This is a genomic window from Billgrantia montanilacus (genome assembly GCF_003336675.1).
In the GTDB taxonomy this organism is placed as follows: domain Bacteria; phylum Pseudomonadota; class Gammaproteobacteria; order Pseudomonadales; family Halomonadaceae; genus Halomonas; species Halomonas montanilacus.
In genome coordinates this window covers 16,930-34,551 of record NZ_QPII01000019.1, presented here as the reverse complement: position 1 = coordinate 34,551, position 17,622 = coordinate 16,930, and the positions used below count along the sequence as shown (strand labels likewise).

18 protein-coding genes are annotated in these 17,622 nt (G+C 60.2%); all 18 read right to left on the bottom strand.

Annotated elements, in window-relative coordinates:
- Positions 1-51: 51 nt before the first annotated feature.
- The 18 genes from DU505_RS19000 to pilL2 all read right to left on the bottom strand — a co-directional run bounded on the left by DU505_RS19000 (position 52) and on the right by pilL2 (position 17,541).
- Positions 52-948 (bottom strand): OmpA family protein, encoded by an 897-nt coding sequence (locus DU505_RS19000; RefSeq protein WP_181872871.1) that lies wholly within the window; start codon positions 946-948, stop codon positions 52-54.
- Between the two features lie 347 nt (positions 949-1,295).
- Positions 1,296-2,669: a hypothetical protein gene (locus tag DU505_RS22410; RefSeq protein ID WP_147273101.1), complete on the bottom strand. Its 1,374-nt coding sequence runs from the start codon at positions 2,667-2,669 to the stop codon at positions 1,296-1,298.
- 666 nt (positions 2,670-3,335) lie between these two features.
- On the bottom strand, positions 3,336-6,242 hold the full coding sequence (locus DU505_RS18990) for a conjugative transfer ATPase (RefSeq protein ID WP_114480540.1): 2,907 nt from the start codon (positions 6,240-6,242) through the stop codon (positions 3,336-3,338).
- The gene (locus DU505_RS18985) at positions 6,239-6,757 is read right to left on the bottom strand and encodes a TIGR03751 family conjugal transfer lipoprotein (RefSeq protein WP_114480539.1); all 519 of its coding nucleotides are present in this window, start codon (positions 6,755-6,757) and stop codon (positions 6,239-6,241) included. Before DU505_RS18985 ends, DU505_RS18990 begins: the two co-directional genes overlap by 4 nt.
- Entirely contained in the window at positions 6,720-8,150 is a 1,431-nt protein-coding gene (locus DU505_RS18980; protein ID WP_114480538.1) for a TIGR03752 family integrating conjugative element protein, read from the bottom strand. Before DU505_RS18980 ends, DU505_RS18985 begins: the two co-directional genes overlap by 38 nt.
- On the bottom strand, positions 8,147-8,995 hold the full coding sequence (locus DU505_RS18975) for a TIGR03749 family integrating conjugative element protein (RefSeq protein WP_114480537.1): 849 nt from the start codon (positions 8,993-8,995) through the stop codon (positions 8,147-8,149). The genes DU505_RS18980 and DU505_RS18975 overlap by 4 nt, the downstream gene beginning before the upstream one ends.
- Positions 8,992-9,633 (bottom strand): PFL_4703 family integrating conjugative element protein, encoded by a 642-nt coding sequence (locus tag DU505_RS18970; RefSeq protein ID WP_114480536.1) that lies wholly within the window; start codon positions 9,631-9,633, stop codon positions 8,992-8,994. Before DU505_RS18970 ends, DU505_RS18975 begins: the two co-directional genes overlap by 4 nt.
- Positions 9,630-10,010 (bottom strand): TIGR03750 family conjugal transfer protein, encoded by a 381-nt coding sequence (locus DU505_RS18965; RefSeq protein WP_114480535.1) that lies wholly within the window; start codon positions 10,008-10,010, stop codon positions 9,630-9,632. The genes DU505_RS18970 and DU505_RS18965 overlap by 4 nt, the downstream gene beginning before the upstream one ends.
- Before the next feature lie 13 nt (positions 10,011-10,023).
- A complete protein-coding gene (locus DU505_RS18960) occupies positions 10,024-10,395 on the bottom strand; it encodes a TIGR03745 family integrating conjugative element membrane protein (RefSeq protein WP_114480534.1) in 372 nt (123 codons plus the stop codon).
- Between the two features lie 41 nt (positions 10,396-10,436).
- Positions 10,437-10,661 carry a TIGR03758 family integrating conjugative element protein gene (locus tag DU505_RS18955; protein ID WP_114480533.1) on the bottom strand — a complete coding sequence of 75 codons (225 nt, stop codon included), beginning with the start codon at positions 10,659-10,661 and terminating at the stop codon, positions 10,437-10,439.
- The gene (locus DU505_RS18950) at positions 10,661-11,011 is read right to left on the bottom strand and encodes an integrative conjugative element protein, RAQPRD family (RefSeq protein ID WP_114480532.1); all 351 of its coding nucleotides are present in this window, start codon (positions 11,009-11,011) and stop codon (positions 10,661-10,663) included. The genes DU505_RS18955 and DU505_RS18950 overlap by 1 nt, the downstream gene beginning before the upstream one ends.
- Before the next feature lie 150 nt (positions 11,012-11,161).
- Complete coding sequence (locus DU505_RS18945; RefSeq protein ID WP_114480531.1) at positions 11,162-11,860, bottom strand: TIGR03747 family integrating conjugative element membrane protein; 699 nt, start codon at positions 11,858-11,860, stop codon at positions 11,162-11,164.
- Between the two features lie 50 nt (positions 11,861-11,910).
- Positions 11,911-14,097 carry a type IV conjugative transfer system coupling protein TraD gene (gene traD / locus DU505_RS18940; protein ID WP_114480530.1) on the bottom strand — a complete coding sequence of 729 codons (2,187 nt, stop codon included), beginning with the start codon at positions 14,095-14,097 and terminating at the stop codon, positions 11,911-11,913.
- Complete coding sequence (locus DU505_RS18935) at positions 14,094-14,648, bottom strand: hypothetical protein (RefSeq protein WP_147273100.1); 555 nt, start codon at positions 14,646-14,648, stop codon at positions 14,094-14,096. Before DU505_RS18935 ends, traD begins: the two co-directional genes overlap by 4 nt.
- Positions 14,649-14,664: 16 nt before the next feature.
- On the bottom strand, positions 14,665-15,216 hold the full coding sequence (locus DU505_RS18930) for an integrating conjugative element protein (RefSeq protein ID WP_114480528.1): 552 nt from the start codon (positions 15,214-15,216) through the stop codon (positions 14,665-14,667).
- Between the two features lie 16 nt (positions 15,217-15,232).
- Complete coding sequence (locus DU505_RS18925; protein ID WP_245948074.1) at positions 15,233-16,033, bottom strand: lysozyme family protein; 801 nt, start codon at positions 16,031-16,033, stop codon at positions 15,233-15,235.
- 8 nt (positions 16,034-16,041) lie between these two features.
- On the bottom strand, positions 16,042-16,830 hold the full coding sequence (locus DU505_RS18920) for a TIGR03759 family integrating conjugative element protein (RefSeq protein ID WP_114480527.1): 789 nt from the start codon (positions 16,828-16,830) through the stop codon (positions 16,042-16,044).
- A 39-nt stretch (positions 16,831-16,869) separates the two neighbouring features.
- Positions 16,870-17,541, bottom strand: coding sequence for a PFGI-1 class ICE element type IV pilus protein PilL2 (pilL2, locus tag DU505_RS18915; RefSeq protein WP_114480526.1), 672 nt, complete (start codon positions 17,539-17,541; stop codon positions 16,870-16,872).
- Positions 17,542-17,622: the final 81 nt, after the last annotated feature.

Genomic DNA, 17,622 nt, shown 5'->3' with positions numbered 1-17,622 from the left:
ATAACTTAAAGCTATGTAGCGGTAGCGATGGTTCTATTAATGACGAAGTCGCTATCCAGAGGGGTTATTTAGGAGCATGATCTCTACTCGCCTGTTGGCTTCATCTTGCGGAGAATCGGGCTTTTTCAGACGATCTTTTCCGAACCCTCGAATTTCAAACCGCTCGTCTGGGGCATTGAATCGATCGACCAGATAGTCGAGAACGGCAGCAGCTCGCTCCTCTGACAGCTGTTGGTTCGCCTCAACGGAACCTACCGCATCAGTATGCCCAAAGATTCCGATCCTCTGCTCTGCCATGAGGGGTGACATGAGGATGCGGCCTAATTCGTCGAGCTGACTTCTACTGTCCGGCCGGATTGTTGCTTTAGAAAAGTCAAACAGTATATTGAGATCAATTCGCCCATCATCAGCCAGCACCTGAGCTATCTTGCCCGCGCTGATCTGGTCACCCTGAATTGTGGGTGTGTCGAAAACACATTTTTCTTGAGGCGTAGCGGGAGAGGGCTGACGGCTCAGCTTAAAAGTAGTACATCTAGGAGGCCCTGAAACCAACCCCTGAAAATTCCGGCCCTCTGCATCGATCATGCCTTCGAACGAGACAAACATATAACCACTGGGGCGTAGAAGCCAGTCGTGTCCGCTGAGCTGAAGGCGGCTGCTGACGGGGTCGTAATTACCCTCCATGGTAAAACAGCCAGTAGGTACCTGAGGGTTGCGTGGATCAGCATAAAAATGAAACATCGCACGGGCACTTGTTGGCGTCGCCTCCGCTATCGTAAGGGTTAGCCCCGTGAGACCCTGGGCGCATGTATAGGTACCCACCCATTCACCCATCACCGAACCGTCGGTAGAGTCCGCCCTCATTTCTTGCGCCAAGGCATGAGCAGTGCTGAGGCTTGCAGCTAACACCGCAACTCCAAGAGCTAAAAGCTTGGAAGATATAGCCATTTTTACCTCCATAGGCTTGTTATTTTTAAACTATATCGAAATAAGATAACACTAGCCTATGCGGATCAAGGCGACTAAGGCCAACAGGACAAAACACTTCATCAACCCCTAATAATCCAGCCGTCACTGCCTTTCATTAACCAAATTTTGTCGGCAAATGTCGCGGTTACCCGCTGACCCTCATAACTCGCACTCATTCCAAACTCGACGTTTCCGATATAGCTGGGATCATTCTCCCAGCCACTCAATTAAGCAACTTTACATAATGTAACGCTAGTGTCTTTAGATGCCATACCAAAGGCCCATGTTCGTTCTTCTATAGCCGATGCCTGGCCAGGCTGAACGGTTCAGTCGCGCCGGTAGTTCAGCGGTGCCAGAAGATCGCGATTCCTCACAGCATTCCACTCCCCGTTAGCATAAACCAACAATAAGTCCCATTCAGAAGGATTCGGCTGCCCCTCATTTACATAGGGAAACGCCCACTCAAATGGCGTAAAAAGCACCTCTAGATCAAAGCGATACAATGAAAACCCTCTAATATCGTACCCCATCTCCCCAAGGGTAATATCAGAAACTTTAGTATCGCCTATAGTCAATAGCCCTTCATTTGTCAGATGGCTTCGATATTTCTCATCAATTGAGTATTTCACATCCCCACGAGCAGGGGCGCTGCGAGCAACATGACCATTACTTGTCATAAGCTCCAGTATCTCAACCTCCCGTGGGCTGCAGCTGTATTCGGAGACTTGCTTACCTATTGTATCAGCACTAGATTGATCCAAACACTGCTTTTCTCCACTTTCATCTAAAGGAGTTGTGTAAGAAACCGGCCCTAAAAAAATCTCCTCTGCCAGCAGAAGCAAATCATCTTCTTTTGGAGCTGGCGGATTATCGATAGGACCAAGGATTCTTTCAAACATGAAGTCCTCATTCTCTACTATATCATTACCCGTCAAACCAACCCCATCGGCTTCAACCAACACCCATTGAGATAAATCTGACAACGGAGCCCAGCCATCATTATTTTTTATCATTGGCACTTCCATCGTAAAAGAATCAAGAGCCAAGTTTACCCAATATACATTATACTGAGGCAAGTCAAATATCGTACCCCCACCCAATGAAGATACCATTGAAGAAAAAGCTAGTTCAGTGAATTGATCTTGAAATGGGCGGTATGTAAAAGAAGTTCCCGCTCCTGTTAAATCTGCTGCAAAAAAAATCCAATGACGTAGAGCCAGGACATCCTCTTCTTCAAGCCAGTCATTATAGTTATTTTTGAAGACTATCGTCGCGTACGATTTATTTACGCCATCATCTACAACAGGCTCAGTGAACCTAATAACTTCATGGACATTGGCCTCCCCCAGCATAATTGATGTAAGGCCAGTTGGATAATATCGGAAAAATTGACGCTCTTCTTCAGGTATTCTATATAAAACCGACATTCCGGCCTCATCAACCCGCTCAATTCTCCCTTTGTTTGCCATGGTTTGCAAAATTGAAAAATCTAATGCGCTTTGGGGAGATTCAAGCCTAAGATTCCCAGCAGTAAGTTTCGCGTTATTTAACGGGAGTTCAATTTTAAAACTTCCAATATTTTCGGCAATGTAATTTTGCATTCCTTCTTTAAAACCAGCCTCATTGGGCGAATCATTGCCACACGCACTTATAAACAACACACAAATCATGGAGAAATAAAACTTGTCCCATTTTTTCATTCCCTGCCCCTATGCTTTTTTATTGTAACAATATATATCTAGCAGTCGATTTAGATTGCCGCAAGAAAAAGTTTCAATGCAACATTAGCTAAATTAAACAATATTAATGTTACAGTTCTGGGTGTATGATGTTGAAGATACTCCGGGAGGAGGATAATACTCTTCTCAGGCCTGAGAGGTGTGGCACTAGGCCTTCTGCTACATGCTGTGCATCCCTAATGATTTCCTATCTGAAAATCGACCCATCAATATTAAATTTCTAACCTATTTGTATTAACCTTGATCCTTCCCTATTCATGAGGCGGCCTGAAAATAAATCATACCTTCCGACAGGCGCTGCACCAGACTGGGAGTCGTCGGTAGGCTCGTGGAGGTGACCACGTGATTGGTGATCTTGGCAAAAGTCGATGGTACCCACGGCCACAGCGACGGCCATCGGCTTCAGCGAAAAGCTCAATGAGGTACCGCGACCCCTTCGGAGCTGTCGGTCTACAGCTAGAAAGAACTCGATGACATGGCCGGCTCATTGGATACACGACGGCGGATGACGCTGAATCGGGAAAACCGCTGGAAGTCTATGCCGAGGTGTTCAAGAAGTCGGTTACAGGTCCGAGCGCTCTTCAATAGCGTTGCGGTTAGAAATGGGAGACCGCCTACCCTACCCTGTCATGAGCCAATCCCCCTTGTTTCGTCCAGCCGCTTAGCAATCTCGATCGCAGCATCGAGCTCGGAGCACTTGAGCTCCTTCATAATACGGTCGCGCGCTGCCTTCTCCTCGCCCTCCGTGCCGGCTAGGGCCAGGTAGAGGCTAGGCGGAATCACCCGGAACAGGGCCTCGATCCGGCCCGACAGCACTACCCCCTCGGTGTACTTCTTGGGCACCTTGGTGGCCGAGCGCATGAGCTGCCGCTGCTCCGGAGTAAGCGTCTTGAAGCGCGCCACCTGCTCGACCTCGTCGGGCGGCAACGTCAGCAGGATCCACCACTCGCACATATTCAGTAGCTTCTCGGCTGCGGCGGGGAAATCCGCCAGGTTCTGGGTCGCGAACCACAGCCAGTGGGACAGCTTGCGCCCCATCTTGCCCACCTTGACGAAGAATGGGCTGAGCAGCGAATTGACGGTGACGATGTGACTCTCGTCGATGGCCTGAATGATGTGTCGACCCGAGTACTGCTCGCGTTCGGCCAGGTTGGTAATCATGTTGGTGATCGAGATCACCGACAGGGCCAGCTGAGCCTCGTATCCCTCGCGGGCGTAGTGCGCCAGATCGATGATCGTCACATCGCACTCGGGCCATGGCTCACCCTCGGTATTGAACATCTGACCGTCGAAACCGTCGACGAACAACCCAAGCACCTCGCCCATGTCATAGGCTCGTTTGCGGGCCTGCTCGGGCAGCTCGGTGTCCCTGGCGATCTCACGGAAGGCCTGACGCACGTCCTCGGTCAGACACTGCCGCCCTTCCTCATAGGTGGTGCGAGCCGCTCGATAGATCGCATCGCGCACCATCCGCCTGTCGGCGCGCTTGAAATCCGCCTCCTCCTTGGGCTCACCGCCGGTGATCATCAGACGGGCGGCCGTCTCCATTTCACCGATCAGGTCGCGTTCATCGTTGTCGCTATCGGCACTCTCGATCAGATCCTCGACGGATACGTTTTCATAGGGGTTGTGGTCCTCGGCGTCGCGCTGCTTGCGTGCCGCCTCCATGTTGTCCTCGAGCAGGCGGTGAGCCTCGGTGAACGGCGGCAACTTGGCCCCCGAACCGGGGGCCAGGCGCACTTTGTTGACCGTCAATCCCATCCGTTGGAAGTAGTCACCCAGCATGCCGAAGGAGTTGCCGACCTCGATCACGAACAACCGCGGGCGATGCATTGCCATTACCTGGCTGAGCATGCCGTTGAGGGTGGCGGACTTCCCGGCCCCGGTTGGGCCGAAGATCAGCATGTGCGCGTTAGCGGACCGGTCGGCATAGTTCAGGGGGTCGACGTGAAAGGTCCCGCCCCCACGGTTGAAGAAGGACAAGCCAGGGTGTCCGGTACCCCGAGCGCGGCCGAAGAAGGGCGCCAGGTTGGCGACGTGCTGGACGAAGTTGAGCTGGGTGTACCAACCGCCACGATCCAGCCCGGGATCGAAAGACATGGGCAGCCAGCGCAGATAGCTGTTGAGCGCCGCGACCTCATCCTCGGGTTCTACCGGTTTCAGGTTGGCATTGGTCAAGTGCGTGGTGAGCTCGAGGAGGTGTCGGTTCAATTCACTTTCATCCGCCCCGTGCACATAGAAGACCAGGTTACTCTGGTACAGCTTATGGTTTTTACTCAGGTACTCACGCGCCTCGTCGCAGTCCCTACGAACCGACTCGGCCAGGACGGTATCCCCCACCGCTTTCTTGCGCAGCTGGTTGATATGGTCCTCGAGGGGTTCTTGAGGGGTGGCCACCATGGTCAAACAGACCTCGGTCCCCTCCGGCAGTAAATCCATCAATGTATTGGACTTGGCGGTGGTGGAGATGCCGTCTCCCTTGGGAACTTCACCGGTCAGGTGGCCCACCTTGGGCACCTGACGAATCTCCTCCACCGGCACCACGCCATGGGGCATCCCATCGAAATACCACCAGCCCGACTCGACATCGCCATAAGGGGAACTCGCCAGCATCCCCTCTGCCAGGTCGTATTGCAGCAGCCGCACTTCATCACGCGGGTAATCGAACACATCGTAGAACCGCTGGGGATCCTCGGGTGAGTATCGGGGCCGCGGATTGAAGCGTGGCATCATCCAGCGATGGAAGTCGCGACCGTCATAGCGCCGCAAGCGCAGGCCAGCCGCCTTGAGGGAGGCCTCCAGGCGGCTATACACATGATTGACGGCATCTTCAGGCCGTAGATCGCGACGCGAGCGGCGCTCGCCCAGCTTGGCTTTGCCGCTACCTAATCGGCGATACAGTACCAGGCGAGTCCGCCTTGCCTGGCCACGCCACTTGGTATCGGTCACTACATCGTCGACGAACAACCCGCCCGGCTTGGCGATGGCCCGCAAGTGGGCCTCCATGCTGTCGAGCCACGCCTGGGTGTACTCGGTATCGCGCACTTCGGGGCGAGCATAGCTCTGGAGCCTTTCCAGATCCTCGCGCGGATCCGTCTCATCCCGCGCGTAGAGCTGAAGGACCCAAGGAAAATGATCGTGCTCTGGCAGGCAATCCTGAAGGGTCGCGCAGATGGTATCGCGCACCGCTTCCAGGGCTTCCTCGCCACGCCCCTCCGTCGGTACCGGGATTACCTCGGCCACTACGCCAACGGAAATGCCGTCCTCGAGCAGGAAGCACCCCGACTCGGGCAAATATTCGACCCACGGCAGGCGGGATGCGAAGCTCGGCTTTCGGCGGTACGCCTTGCGCAAGGCATTCTGGGTGATCGACTTGCCCCGTGGCAGCGAGAGGGGGCGACCGTTTTCATCGGTCAATAGCGCTTCGGCCAGAGCCGAGGGTTCGGCGTCACCGCTCTCGGCCAGTTGCTTGGCCTTCTTGTCCGGACCGGTGGGTGGGAGCAGCCGGCTCATCATCCGATCGAACGCGCTCATGGCCGACCTCCCACGAGTTCGACGCTGACACGACCGCGCCGCTCGTCAGGTGCCTCGGGTGCCTGCGGTCGGGCGGTCTCGCCCGGCATGGCATATTGTGGCCGCGAATAAAGCGAGAACACCGTGGAGTAGCCCGGGATAGGCACGGGATCCGCACCGGCGAGATGCGGGAAGACGTACATCACCAGGTCGGGGTTATCCAGCCGTGTGAACTGGCTATAGATCTCGTTGGCCGCATTGCGGGTATAGGCAATGCGCTCATCCACCATCACGCCATCGCCGATTTGCCGGCGCAGCTCGCCACGGGCATCGAGCAGACCGCGCTGGGTCATGTCTTCCCCATTGCCGGCGCCCTGCCGCCACAGCTCCTGCATGGGCACCCCCTCGCCGGCCCACATTTCGTCCTTGGAGGTTGCGCATCCGGAGGTCAACAGCGCCGCCCCCAGGATGATGCACAGACCCAGTGCGGTACGCGGGTTACGGTATATCGTTGCGGAGCGATAGGTCGCGATCATAGTGCACCCTCCTGCCCTCGGTTTCGTAGTCGATCTGCAGTTCCCGGTCGATATGCACGGCCACGTCTCGGCCCGGGGGCACGAAGACCGCGGCGAAGGCCTCGCCGTAGAGGCGATTGACCCACCGCGACATATCGTTGACCCCAGAGGCCATGATCTGCTGTGTCGCCTGGCTGCCTGTCATCGCCTGGGTCACTGAGCCATCGGGGTTGATCGTCGTCGCGATATCGCCGTCGTCGCTCAGCATCGAGGCCACACCGGCCCCCGCAGCGGTCAGCAACGACTGCGTGCCCAGGTATTGCTTGGCGTTGCTGTTGCGCTCGCCACTCACGCAGGGGATGCCCATTTCATCGGAGATCCAGCCGATCTTGGTGCGCGAGCCGGAGTCGCCACTGTCGAGGTCCTCTGGCGATGGCAGGGTGCGTACCGTGCCGTCCTGGAACACGAAGGTGACGGAGTGCACATCACCGCGGACACACGACAGGGTCCAATCCCCCGTGGCGGTGCCACTCATGATCGCCGCCTGCACCTCGGGAACCTCGACGCCATTGGCGGTGAGATTGTCCTGGCCGACGATGATCTTGAACGGAAACGGATCCGTCACCGTGCCGTCCACGGGCACGCGCCCAATCAGTGCCGTCATGGCCAGCGACCCCATCAGGGTGGAGTTCTCCGGCACGGTGTAGACGGGCTTCACGGTCGACTCAGGAGGCTCGCCGGTCACCCGGCTCTCCACAGCCTCGGCGGAGCGCCGTGCCGCGTCACTGGCCGAGCTGGCGGCCTCTCCGAAGGAGGACGGGAAATTCACCTCCTCATCGTTGCGGCCACTCGCCAGCCCCTCCTGGGAATCCATGGGCTCGACCCAGGACATGCTGGAGGGGGCACCGCCGTCCTCAAGGCCCATGCCGATGGGCATCTCCTCATCGGCTTCGGTGCCGTCACTGGAGTCGATACGGTTCTGCAGCTGGTTGAGTTGCTGTTGTAAAGAGCCCAGTAGGCCCTCCTCCTGCTGTGATTGCTGCCGCCTATCGGCCTGTAGTCTCTCCCGCTCCTCGTTGAGGGCCTCGTCGATCCGCTTGTCGATGTTCTGGTTTCGCAGGACCAGTTGCTCGTTCTGTTCGCGTAACGCTTCGGTCTCTGCCTGTGAGCGATCGAGTTCATCACGCATGGATTGAACCTGGCCGACCAGGGTCGCCACAGTATCCCGAGGGGTGTCGCCTTCGATGCCGAGCGCGTCCATCTCGTCGTCAGAGAGCCTCAGCGTCGGATCCTCCCGCTGCTCGGCCGTGTCAGGTTCACCACCCCCGCCGCAGGCACGCAGCATCACCAACAACACGACCATCACCACCAATGGCACCAGGAACTTCAGCAGGACATTGCTCTTGAGTGTCATGCGTCATCTCCCTCGTCATGGCCCGCCGCTTCGGGTGGCGTCAGCATCGACTCGGCCAGTCCGCCGCCTTGTGTCACCACGAACACCGTCGTCGTGTCCTCGACGCTACCTCGCGGGCCAATGCTCGGGTGCATGAAGGTCGCGCTGTACAGCTCCCCCTGCAGGTAACGCGGATCGAGTTCGAAGCTCCGCGGATCCTGGTTGGTCAACCGCACCGCCGTCACCGTGTAGCCGTCGAGCATCCATGCCGCCAGCGGCTTGGCCTCCACCGGCAGGGCCGGCAATAACGTCGGCAGAGAATCGGGCAGGCGCATCGGCACCCGCCTCACCCCCGGCAGGTTCTCGACGGCACGCATCGGTGCATACAGGGACTGAGCGGCGTGACGGGTCAGCGCGACCGGCGTCGGTGCCAGAGGCCTGCCCTGGTTGGTGCCTTGCGCGTCCTCGGACGCGGCATGCCTTTCAGCAGAAGCCGATTGGGCAGGCTCCTCGGCTTCGACGATGCGGATATCCTCGTCGCTGGCCCCCTCCCGGGCCGATAGGTCCACCAGCAGGATCTCGCCGCTCTCGACGTCCTGCAGCTGTACGCGTTGGGTATCGAAGTTCTCGTGTGCCAGCAGATAGAGCACGCCACCGGTGCTCTGCACTCGCAGGATCTCCGGGTCAGCGATCGATGACGGCAGACCGACCCGCACATTGCGGTCCAGCACCACGATCCGCTCGCTGCCAACAGGCAGCGGAATGGGCATTGGCCGCCGGTCCCACTCGATGATCTCCACCGCCCAGGACGGCCCGGTCATCAAGACCCCGGCCGCGAGCAGTGCCATACGACGGATCAGCTTCATACATCGGCTCCTTCCTGGTTGGGCACCTCCAGGCGCTGTGGCGTACCATCGAAGCAGTCGATCTGCAGCCCCCAGGGATTGTGCTCGGGATCGACGTCGGCACGGACGACTCGCAGGGGATAACGGATGAACACGTCTCGAACAGGGGTGCCGGCGTACTGCTCATCGATCGCAAGATCCAGGGTCACCACCCAGGCATCTCGACTCAGGATCTCCACCGCCGCGGGCCGATAGCCGCGACCGGGGATCTCGTAGATGCCTCGTACGCGACCGGACAGCTCATTGCGGCTGAGACGCCGCTCGTAGTCGCGTTCGAGCTCGATCCGACAGGATGGCGTCAGGAAGTGCTGGAGCGAGTAGAGGTTGCGCTCATAGTCCGCCTCCCCGTTGGTCGGCCAACGTTGGATCTGCTGCCAAACGTAGAAGCCGAACGCGTAGACGCTGGAGGGCGGGACTTCCCACCAGGCACGCGTGCTGCCGCTGCGCAGATCCGGCGGATTGTGGATGGTCAGATTCTCCGGGGCAGCCTTCCATCCCCACCACAGGCCGCCGCAGATGACCACCAGCACCAGGATGATCCCCCTCAGTGTGGTGATATGCGCGTCCCTTCCAGCGAGGGCGTGACGATAACGGCTCATGAGCGTCCTCCGTGCCGGTAGGAGTCGCGTCCAATCCGATAGGCGGTCGAGTGAGTGATCAGGGAGCCACCCTCGCCCATGGGCAGGCCAGCGCAGGCGAGCTTCCACTGCACATGGCGGTAGAACCAGATGGTCGAACGGCCACGGCGAAGGCGGCGCATCACCGTGCCGCCAAACCACAGGGCAGCCCCTGCGAAGAGGAAGCACACGGTGGGCACCATGGCGATGGCACCCAATACCCAAGCACTGACGATGCCCAATGGCAGCCCCGAGGCGAAGCCGGCTACCGTCATCATGACGACCTCCTTGCCGGTCATGCCACGGAACACCACGGGTGGCTCATTCAGCCGTTTGGGAATGAAGGCGATGCTCGGCATGGTGCCTCTCCGGTCAGGGCATCAAGATGGGTGCGGCTTCCGTGGTCAGCCAGATGATGGCGATGACCAACACCACCCCAACCACGACCGTCAGAGCGAATTTTCCCCAGGTCTCGCGCTCCCTGGCCTCCTTGAATGATGCGATCGAAGCGGAGCCGACCACCAGGAACACAGCGGTAGCCAGCAGCAAGCCGATCAAGATGCCAAAGTCGTACATATGGCCCTGGATGGTATCCCTCAGACCTCCTCCCCCAGTGGAGGGCTCTTCCAGGTCGGGAAGTCCCTGTGCCATGGCGATGGCAGGCAGACTCATGGCGAGACCGACGAGATGTGCCAGCGACCGTTTGGCACGAGTGATGTGCCGAATCATCATTGAGGATTTCATGGTGACTTCACTCCTTCGGTTGCACTACATTGCGCGGCCGTTCATACGAACAGCCAGATGAAAAGCAGGATTAGCAGCAACAGCCGCACGGCGACCCCAGCAAAGACATCACCTTTGACGTTGCCCTTCGCCCAACCTCTGTATGCCGATATGGCAGCCCAAGCGGCCCACAACAGGACCGCGACACAGCCCACTCCGGCCAGCAGCAGATACAAGCCGGCGATCTCGAACCCCGAACCGGTCTCGAAGGCGGCCGCGCTGTCCATCAAGGAGCCTCCTGCCTCAAGTAGTCCCCGGACAGTGCTCTCGGGACACGCGGCGGGAGCCGGGGGGGTTCGAGAAACTCATCGATGCCATCGGCGATGCGTGCCAGGTCATCGCGTAGTTGCCGTGTATCGAGGAAGAATCGTGTTGTCGCCGGATCAGCCACGTCCTGGCGGGCTTCGAGCCGGTCCACGACAAACCCGATCTGGTCGAGCTGCGTCTGGATCACGGCCAGGTCACGACGCAGGATTTCATCCCGTCCGTCGGCCAGCACCGGCAACGGAGCTGCTAGAGCGGCAGCGACAGCGCAGGCCGTGACGAGGGTACGAAAGCATCTGGTTGAAGCAGACATGGCTCGGCTCTAGTCGACCATCGATACCCGCATCGTTGCGGGAACCGACCACCAGATCACCCCGAAATGTTAAGCACCGACGTGGGGTATTCCGGACAAAAAAGACGCCCCGGAGGGCGTCAAGGCAGGGAACGTGCAGGGAACCGAGAATTAGAGGTACTTCTTGAAGCTCCCCGTGGCGACACTCACCAACAAGCCAAACAAGGCCGCACAGGGCAGCAGAAATACATTGGGGTGAATGGCGAAGGGCACGCTCAAATAGACGATCCAACCAACCACGAAGACCGGGCCGACCATGCGCTTGGCGTGGTGGTAGATGAACGCGGACTCGCGTCCCGCCCCGAAACGTCGCAGGTCGCGCCGCACCAGCCCATCGACCAACCCCACCAGGCCGGCCAGGGCGAACAGTGGCGAGGTCAGTACCAGGATCACCACCCGGGTCAAAGTCATCAGCGTGACATAGACCGCAGCCTGTAAATATTGGTGCAGCGTCCCCAGCCAGCCACCGCTGTTGGCGTTGTTCTCCAGGAAGGGGGTGATGCCGGACTTCACGAAGAGCCACTCATACGCCATGCCGATGAACCAGGTGGCAGACTCCACCGGTCGCGAGACCACCAATGAGCGGGAGAACTCGCTGCCCAACCAGCCCATCTCGCGCTCCATGGTCATTCGGGCATGTTCGGCGCCTGGCTGAGCCCACCACTCCCAGAAGATTCCCGCCCACTCGATCAGGATCGAACACAGTAGGGACACCAGCAGGATGCCGACCAGCTGCATGGGGATCCCGATCGAGCGCGAGAAGAGCCCGCCGCGGCGTTCGTGGGTCCGTTCAGCGGTCTTGGTGGCCATCAGCTGTCCTCCCTAGCGTCACCTTCGACCGAGCACCGGGTTGTTCGACGTCACTCCTGCCACGGCGCATCGCTGGCCTCCCCCATATCCATGGGCCCGACGGGAGGCGGTTGGTATGCCGCCTGGTTTGCTACTTCCCGGAACTGCGGCGGGTCGAAATGGATAGGTGGCGGCATGACATCCTCCCACCACCGCTCGCCGGTGCTGTAGCGCGCACGCATGTCCTCGGCGATGTCCTGGATGTTCATGGGGAGATTCTTGCCCTTGTCGGGCAGCGGTAACGGCATGCGGATCTTCCAGAGTTGCCCGCCCTCGAGCAATGCGAAGGCCTGACCCTTGGGCAGGCTCACCACGTCGGCCGGCTCAATCATCGGCACCTGAACGGTACTGATCCGGTCGCCCCCGGAGCTCGTGAAGTCGACCGAGGAGTCGACATCCGGGTTGTCACCGGCCATGGACACCAGCATGCGGGAGGCCACGTTGACCTTGCGCAGTTGGTCGGTGAGCATCTTGGCGGTGCGCTCCTCGCGTACGCGCAACATGATCAGGTTGTTGAAGTTGCCGATGACCTGGCCCGCCTTGGCGGTGCTGCCGATGCGCGCCTCAATGTCGCTCATGGTCTGGGTATATGCCGTCACCTGGATCCCCGCGCCGCCCCCCTTGTTGATCAGCGGGATGAACTCATCGCCCATCAGCTCGTTGAACTCGTCGCAGTGCAGGTTGATCGCCACCTTGCCGGATCCGCCACCGTCGACCTTGGGCAGTCCATCGTCGACACCGTGCTTGTAGATGTGGCCCGCCACTGACACCAGATCTGCGAACATGGAGTTGCCCACCGCCTGAGCGACCTCGAAGTCGGACAGGGCGTCGAGCCCAACGTAGACGACGCCCCGCTTGCGGATGATCTGCTGCCAGTCGAAGATCGGTCGCGGGTCCTCCAGATCGTGGTAGTCGGGCGAGAGCAGTTCGGCGATGCGCCCCGTGGTCAACTTCTCCAGCAGTGGCAGCAGGCTTGCGACGATCTTGTCGAAATAGGTCTTGTCGTAACGCACCGCGGACCTCAAGCCCTCGAGTACGGCATCGCGTATCCTGGCCTGCTGCAGATACTGCTCGATCGCCACCACACGCTTGTCGCGGCCCTTCATGGCCATGGGGATGTTCTTGTCGTTGAGCTTGCCCTCGATTTCGCTGATTCGGTCCCAGGCATGGGCATCGTGCTTCGCCAAGGTCTGCTGGGCGTACTCGATCATCAGGCCATCGATGTTCACCACATCGGATAGGATCTGATCATAGGTGGGCCGTTGTCCCAGGGAGTGACGCGCCCTGGCCACGATATTCACGAAGCGCCAGGCAAACTCCCTGAAAGCAGCACTGTTGCCCTCGCCGGACAGTTGACCAGAGATGCGGGTCGCCACCTCGCTGATCCGCCCGAAGCGCCCTACTGCATTGTAGCGAGCGCTTATTCCTGGGTAGCCCAGGTGGAAGACATAGAACTCGTCGCCACGCCCGGCCCGCAGCGCCTCAATGTACATGCGGATCAGCAGATCGCCATCGCCTTTGGGGTCGAAGCAGATCACCACATCCTGAGCCGCCCGAGCGATGTCCTGTGTGATCATCACCTCGGCCAGACGCGTCTTGCCGACCCGAGTCGTGCCCTCCACCAGCGTATGTGCCACCCGCTCGCCCAGTGGCAGGCGCACGTCGATCTCCCGCCACTCCACGGCATGCAAGGCGGGAATGCCCCCGACAGGCGGCAGGGGGCGGAAGGGATTGAGGGCGCTGTCCGCGCTCAGCAGCCGAATCACGAAATACAGGGAGCGGACAGGCTCCAGACGACTCTCCAGATGGCGGGCAAACCGATAGAGCCGCGATGGCTTGATATAGCGCTCGGCCTCGGGCTGCTGGCTCTCGTGAAGCCGCTGGGTATGCCTAGCCTCCCACTTGAAGCCCTTGCCCAGCCACAGGCTGCGGGTGCTCACCGGTACCTGGTCGCTGCGCAGGGCGAAGCGAGGCAAGCGGCGCATGTTGCGGCGATACCGCAAGACAATCCACGCCTGCCTCCCTCGCCACAGGCCGAAGCCCAAGAAAGCAAAGGCCATTCCGATCCCCACGCTGGGCGTCAACGCCAGTGCCCAGGGTGCGAACACACACATCAGGGCACAGGCGAAACACACAACCGCCGTGTTCAGCTCCACGGCAGGCCGCAATAGCGACTCGAGGGGATGCGTCTGGTTCACGCCGAGCCCTCCTTCTCATTGACTGTCGATCCGTTATCGCTGCCGCCCTCTAAATGCTCCAGCACCTGGACAGCCGCGGATTCGAGGACCCCTTCACCGGCCAGATTGGCGAGGATGGCGTTGTAACGGGCACCGTCGTAACGGCAGGCGGACGCAAAGCCGTCAAGGAGACGGGCCGCCTCCGGATTCTCGCAGGGTTCCTCGCGCAGATAGAGCCACAGGGCCGGGATGCGCTTGTCGCGCCCCTGGTAGGCTCGGGGGATCGAGCGCTCTCCGAACCCCGCCAGGTTCGCGGCGATTCGTTGCCAAGCCTTCGCCGACAACACCGCAGCGGCAAAGTCGATCACCAAGGCGTCCAAGGCCTCGATGCGCTCCACCAGAGGCAGCAGGGTCGTCACCTTGAGCGGTCTATCCAGCCGACGGCAGGCCAGTACGCCAAGTTGGACCAACCGCGCGGCGAATAATATACGTCGATCGACATCCTCGGGTTGATTGCCAATTTGCGGTACGTCCAGGGCGTCGAAAGCAGTGTCGGGAAGCATCGGTGTCACGGTGAGCCTTCCTCCTTCACTGCTCGATGATATCGGCGGTAATCAGCACCGGGTAATGCGACAACCCCAATCGCCCCGCCAGGTCATCGGCGGACACCGGGCGCAGTTCCAACCCCTGACCCACGGCTCGAAGCTGCTCCAGCTTCTCCAGATCAGACACCTGGACCACTAAGCCCACGGCATTCATCTCCCGAAGGATGGCCCTACGCTGCTTCAGCCACTCCACCGAGAGATCGTCAGCTCCGACCAGGAAGAACGGCGTCATTCCCGGGGGCAAATCCAATGACCGGGGCTGGACTCGACCAGGCGACAGGGTCCCACTATCCACCGGAAGCATGTCGCGCTCGCCGATAGAGACCGGCGCCGAGGGTTCGGACACATAGCCGTCCTCCTCGTCTACCCCGGCCATGCCGATGGCAACGTAATACGGCCGGGCGGGTTCACCACCGCGATCAGCCACTACGGTCAATTCGGGTAATCCCGGCGGCCTCGGCGGTTGCTGTGCGTGGCCGGAGAGCACGGCAGTCGAGGCGACCAGGCCGACCATGGCGATCAAAGGTGTCTTCATGAGCGTTTCCTTCAAATCAATGTGCCGCCACCGACGCAACGAGCCGATCCCAGCGTCTCTCCGGATCGACCCACTGAGCCGGCTCCACGGGAGCGATCCAGACCAGGGAGGTATCGGCGGTGACGGGTTCGGGTTCGACGGCAGTCGCGGTCGAGAGTGATGCGGTCGAACGGGAAAATGGCTCGGCCGAGGCGAACTGGACGCCACCCGCCGCAACCACCTGACGCGGGCCGCCCTCCAGGCGTTCGAGATTGTCCGCCACCGATCGCCGGTAGCGTTCCGCCGGCGCGCCACCGGCGGGACGGTGATACCGCCCCGCGGCCACCACCCAGTCCTGGCTGCCACTGGCGTCATAGTGCGATCGCAACAGCTTCGCCGCCTCATCCAGATTGGCGTAGGGATCGAGAGCATCACAGGGGTCCACGAAGCGGTTGCCGGCACCGAACAGCTGCGGCTGCCAGCGGAAATTGAGCTGTGCCACCCCCACGTCGATCACCTCGGTCTCGAACAACGCGCGAGTCAACTCCTCGCAGGCCTCCGTACGCGTCTCGAAGTAGTAGCTCTTTCCCGCGACGTTCAGCGTCCAGGGCCAGGGACGCAGCGCATGCGCCAACGGGACCTTGGATTCGGTCAGTGCCACGGCATACAACACCTCAGGCGGCACGCCATGTCGCTGTGCCGCGACCACATAGGCCTCGGGTACATCGTTGCCGGCCGTTGCCGACGCCGGAATGGCCACCATGACGAGCCACAGCCCGAGACAACAGCACCAGAGACGAAGCATGGTGGTCGGTGAACGCCGGAAACGCATCGCCATCACCCTGCCTACCGGGGAAAGACCTGGGGCACGCTGTCCCGCGTCACGCCCAGGGAGGTATCCGTCCTACCATGGTTGAGCGTGATCTCACGAGACTGCACGCGACTCAGCGGGATTGAATTGTCCCGGGCCCACTGTCGAATGACGGTGTCGTCGCCTTCCGAGTCGATGACGAACACATCCATGGCCACACCGCTGTCCAGCAGCTCCCGGATGGTGGCGTCACAGCTGGCACACGCCTGGGACGCCACATGCACGCTCAAGCGCGATGAAGCAGCCGGATTGCCGGCACCCTGGAGAAAGCTCACACTCCCCTGCCCAGCCTGGCCAGGATCGCCCAGCAGGAACTGCTCGACAGGCATTTCGTTGGGATAAAGGCGTTGCCAGGCCTCATCATAGGCGCGCTGGAAGGCGAGCTCGCGCTCGACTCTTGCCCTCTCTACCTCGACCAGCATCTCGGCGTAGCGGCGACGCTCCGCCTCTGTCTCCGCCTCGATCCCCAGCGCCGTCAGCGGATCGAGGTCCGGTGACCAGATCCCGCGAGAGCCCTCCATCAACGTCTCGTAGCGCTGCCACTCCCGCTCGTCCAGGCCCCACTCGCGGGCCTCGGCGCGCAGCGAGTCGCGGATGTGGCTGTCCCGTTCCTCGATACCACTCGTGTCTTGAGAATTCGTCTGGCCGTCCCCCGGCGCCAACGTCTGAGCCGACGCCGGGAGGGCCAACAACCAGAGACACAAGGCGGCACCGATGCCGAATGCCGGCCCGCTGCGCCATACCTTCCAACTTTGCGACGTCATGCTCCTCCCTCCCCTCGTCTGGCCCGCTTATCGGCGTCGTCACTCATCGCCTGCCTCCGCTGTATCAGGGACTGGAGTCCCTACTACGGGATGGGCCATACCCGGCGTCCCCGCGGTGCGGATGTCCCGCTGCCCGTAGCAGACCTCCCGCCGCACAGGATCGACGTCAAGCTCCCAGGCATCGCCTGCGAGTACCTGCAGTGCCTCGCGGAGCGGCATGGGCCCCAGCCGGTAATGGATCTCCGGCAGCGGCCGGCTGAATAACCAGCGCTGATGATTGGCTTCGGGGTGGCACAGCGAGTAACCGGTATTCCGCAGGGCGTATTCGATCCCATCACCCACCGTAGTGGACACGCCCTGCGGGACGCGCACATCCACGTACTGCTCGAGCAGCTGCCGCTGCCCCAGCGGAGCCTGTGTGGCCACCAGCTGGTAACGAGCCGTGCGCAACACTTCGATTGCCGGCAACTCCTGGGCATAGCCATCCGTCTCCACCACCCCCGTCCGGAGCGCATTCGGTGAGGTGGTCACATCATGCTCCCCGGTAACGGTCTGGGACTCACCGCGAGGTGCAATTTCCAGAGCGCTAGCCTCGTCGACCTGCGTCGCCTCGGCACGCTCGGTCGACGACCGGTGCAACTGGTCGACACAGCCGACCAGCAAGGCCACGGCCATGCCACAGGTCAGAAATCGAGGGATAGATCGCATCATGTCGGCCTCGCGAAGCTCTGATCGAAAACAGGATCACGGTGCCGTGGAGGGACAGGAGGATCGACAGGGAATGTTAAGCGT

What these genes read in the sequence shown, in the direction of transcription:
- DU505_RS18960 (WP_114480534.1), bottom strand. Translation starts at nt 10,395, where the DNA reads ATGAAATCCTCAATGATGATTCGGCACATCACTCGTGCCAAACGGTCG.
- DU505_RS18925 (WP_245948074.1), bottom strand. Translation starts at nt 16,033, where the DNA reads ATGGCGATGCGTTTCCGGCGTTCACCGACCACCATGCTTCGTCTCTGG.
- DU505_RS18970 (WP_114480536.1), bottom strand. Translation starts at nt 9,633, where the DNA reads ATGAGCCGTTATCGTCACGCCCTCGCTGGAAGGGACGCGCATATCACC.
- DU505_RS18930 (WP_114480528.1), bottom strand. Translation starts at nt 15,216, where the DNA reads ATGAAGACACCTTTGATCGCCATGGTCGGCCTGGTCGCCTCGACTGCC.
- pilL2 (WP_114480526.1), bottom strand. Translation starts at nt 17,541, where the DNA reads ATGATGCGATCTATCCCTCGATTTCTGACCTGTGGCATGGCCGTGGCC.
- DU505_RS18955 (WP_114480533.1), bottom strand. Translation starts at nt 10,661, where the DNA reads ATGGACAGCGCGGCCGCCTTCGAGACCGGTTCGGGGTTCGAGATCGCC.
- DU505_RS18945 (WP_114480531.1), bottom strand. Translation starts at nt 11,860, where the DNA reads ATGGCCACCAAGACCGCTGAACGGACCCACGAACGCCGCGGCGGGCTC.
- DU505_RS18980 (WP_114480538.1), bottom strand. Translation starts at nt 8,150, where the DNA reads ATGACACTCAAGAGCAATGTCCTGCTGAAGTTCCTGGTGCCATTGGTG.
- DU505_RS18990 (WP_114480540.1), bottom strand. Translation starts at nt 6,242, where the DNA reads ATGAGCGCGTTCGATCGGATGATGAGCCGGCTGCTCCCACCCACCGGT.
- DU505_RS18975 (WP_114480537.1), bottom strand. Translation starts at nt 8,995, where the DNA reads ATGAAGCTGATCCGTCGTATGGCACTGCTCGCGGCCGGGGTCTTGATG.
- DU505_RS18920 (WP_114480527.1), bottom strand. Translation starts at nt 16,830, where the DNA reads ATGACGTCGCAAAGTTGGAAGGTATGGCGCAGCGGGCCGGCATTCGGC.
- DU505_RS19000 (WP_181872871.1), bottom strand. Translation starts at nt 948, where the DNA reads ATGGCTATATCTTCCAAGCTTTTAGCTCTTGGAGTTGCGGTGTTAGCT.
- DU505_RS18985 (WP_114480539.1), bottom strand. Translation starts at nt 6,757, where the DNA reads ATGATCGCGACCTATCGCTCCGCAACGATATACCGTAACCCGCGTACC.
- DU505_RS18950 (WP_114480532.1), bottom strand. Translation starts at nt 11,011, where the DNA reads ATGTCTGCTTCAACCAGATGCTTTCGTACCCTCGTCACGGCCTGCGCT.
- DU505_RS22410 (WP_147273101.1), bottom strand. Translation starts at nt 2,669, where the DNA reads ATGAAAAAATGGGACAAGTTTTATTTCTCCATGATTTGTGTGTTGTTT.
- DU505_RS18965 (WP_114480535.1), bottom strand. Translation starts at nt 10,010, where the DNA reads ATGCCGAGCATCGCCTTCATTCCCAAACGGCTGAATGAGCCACCCGTG.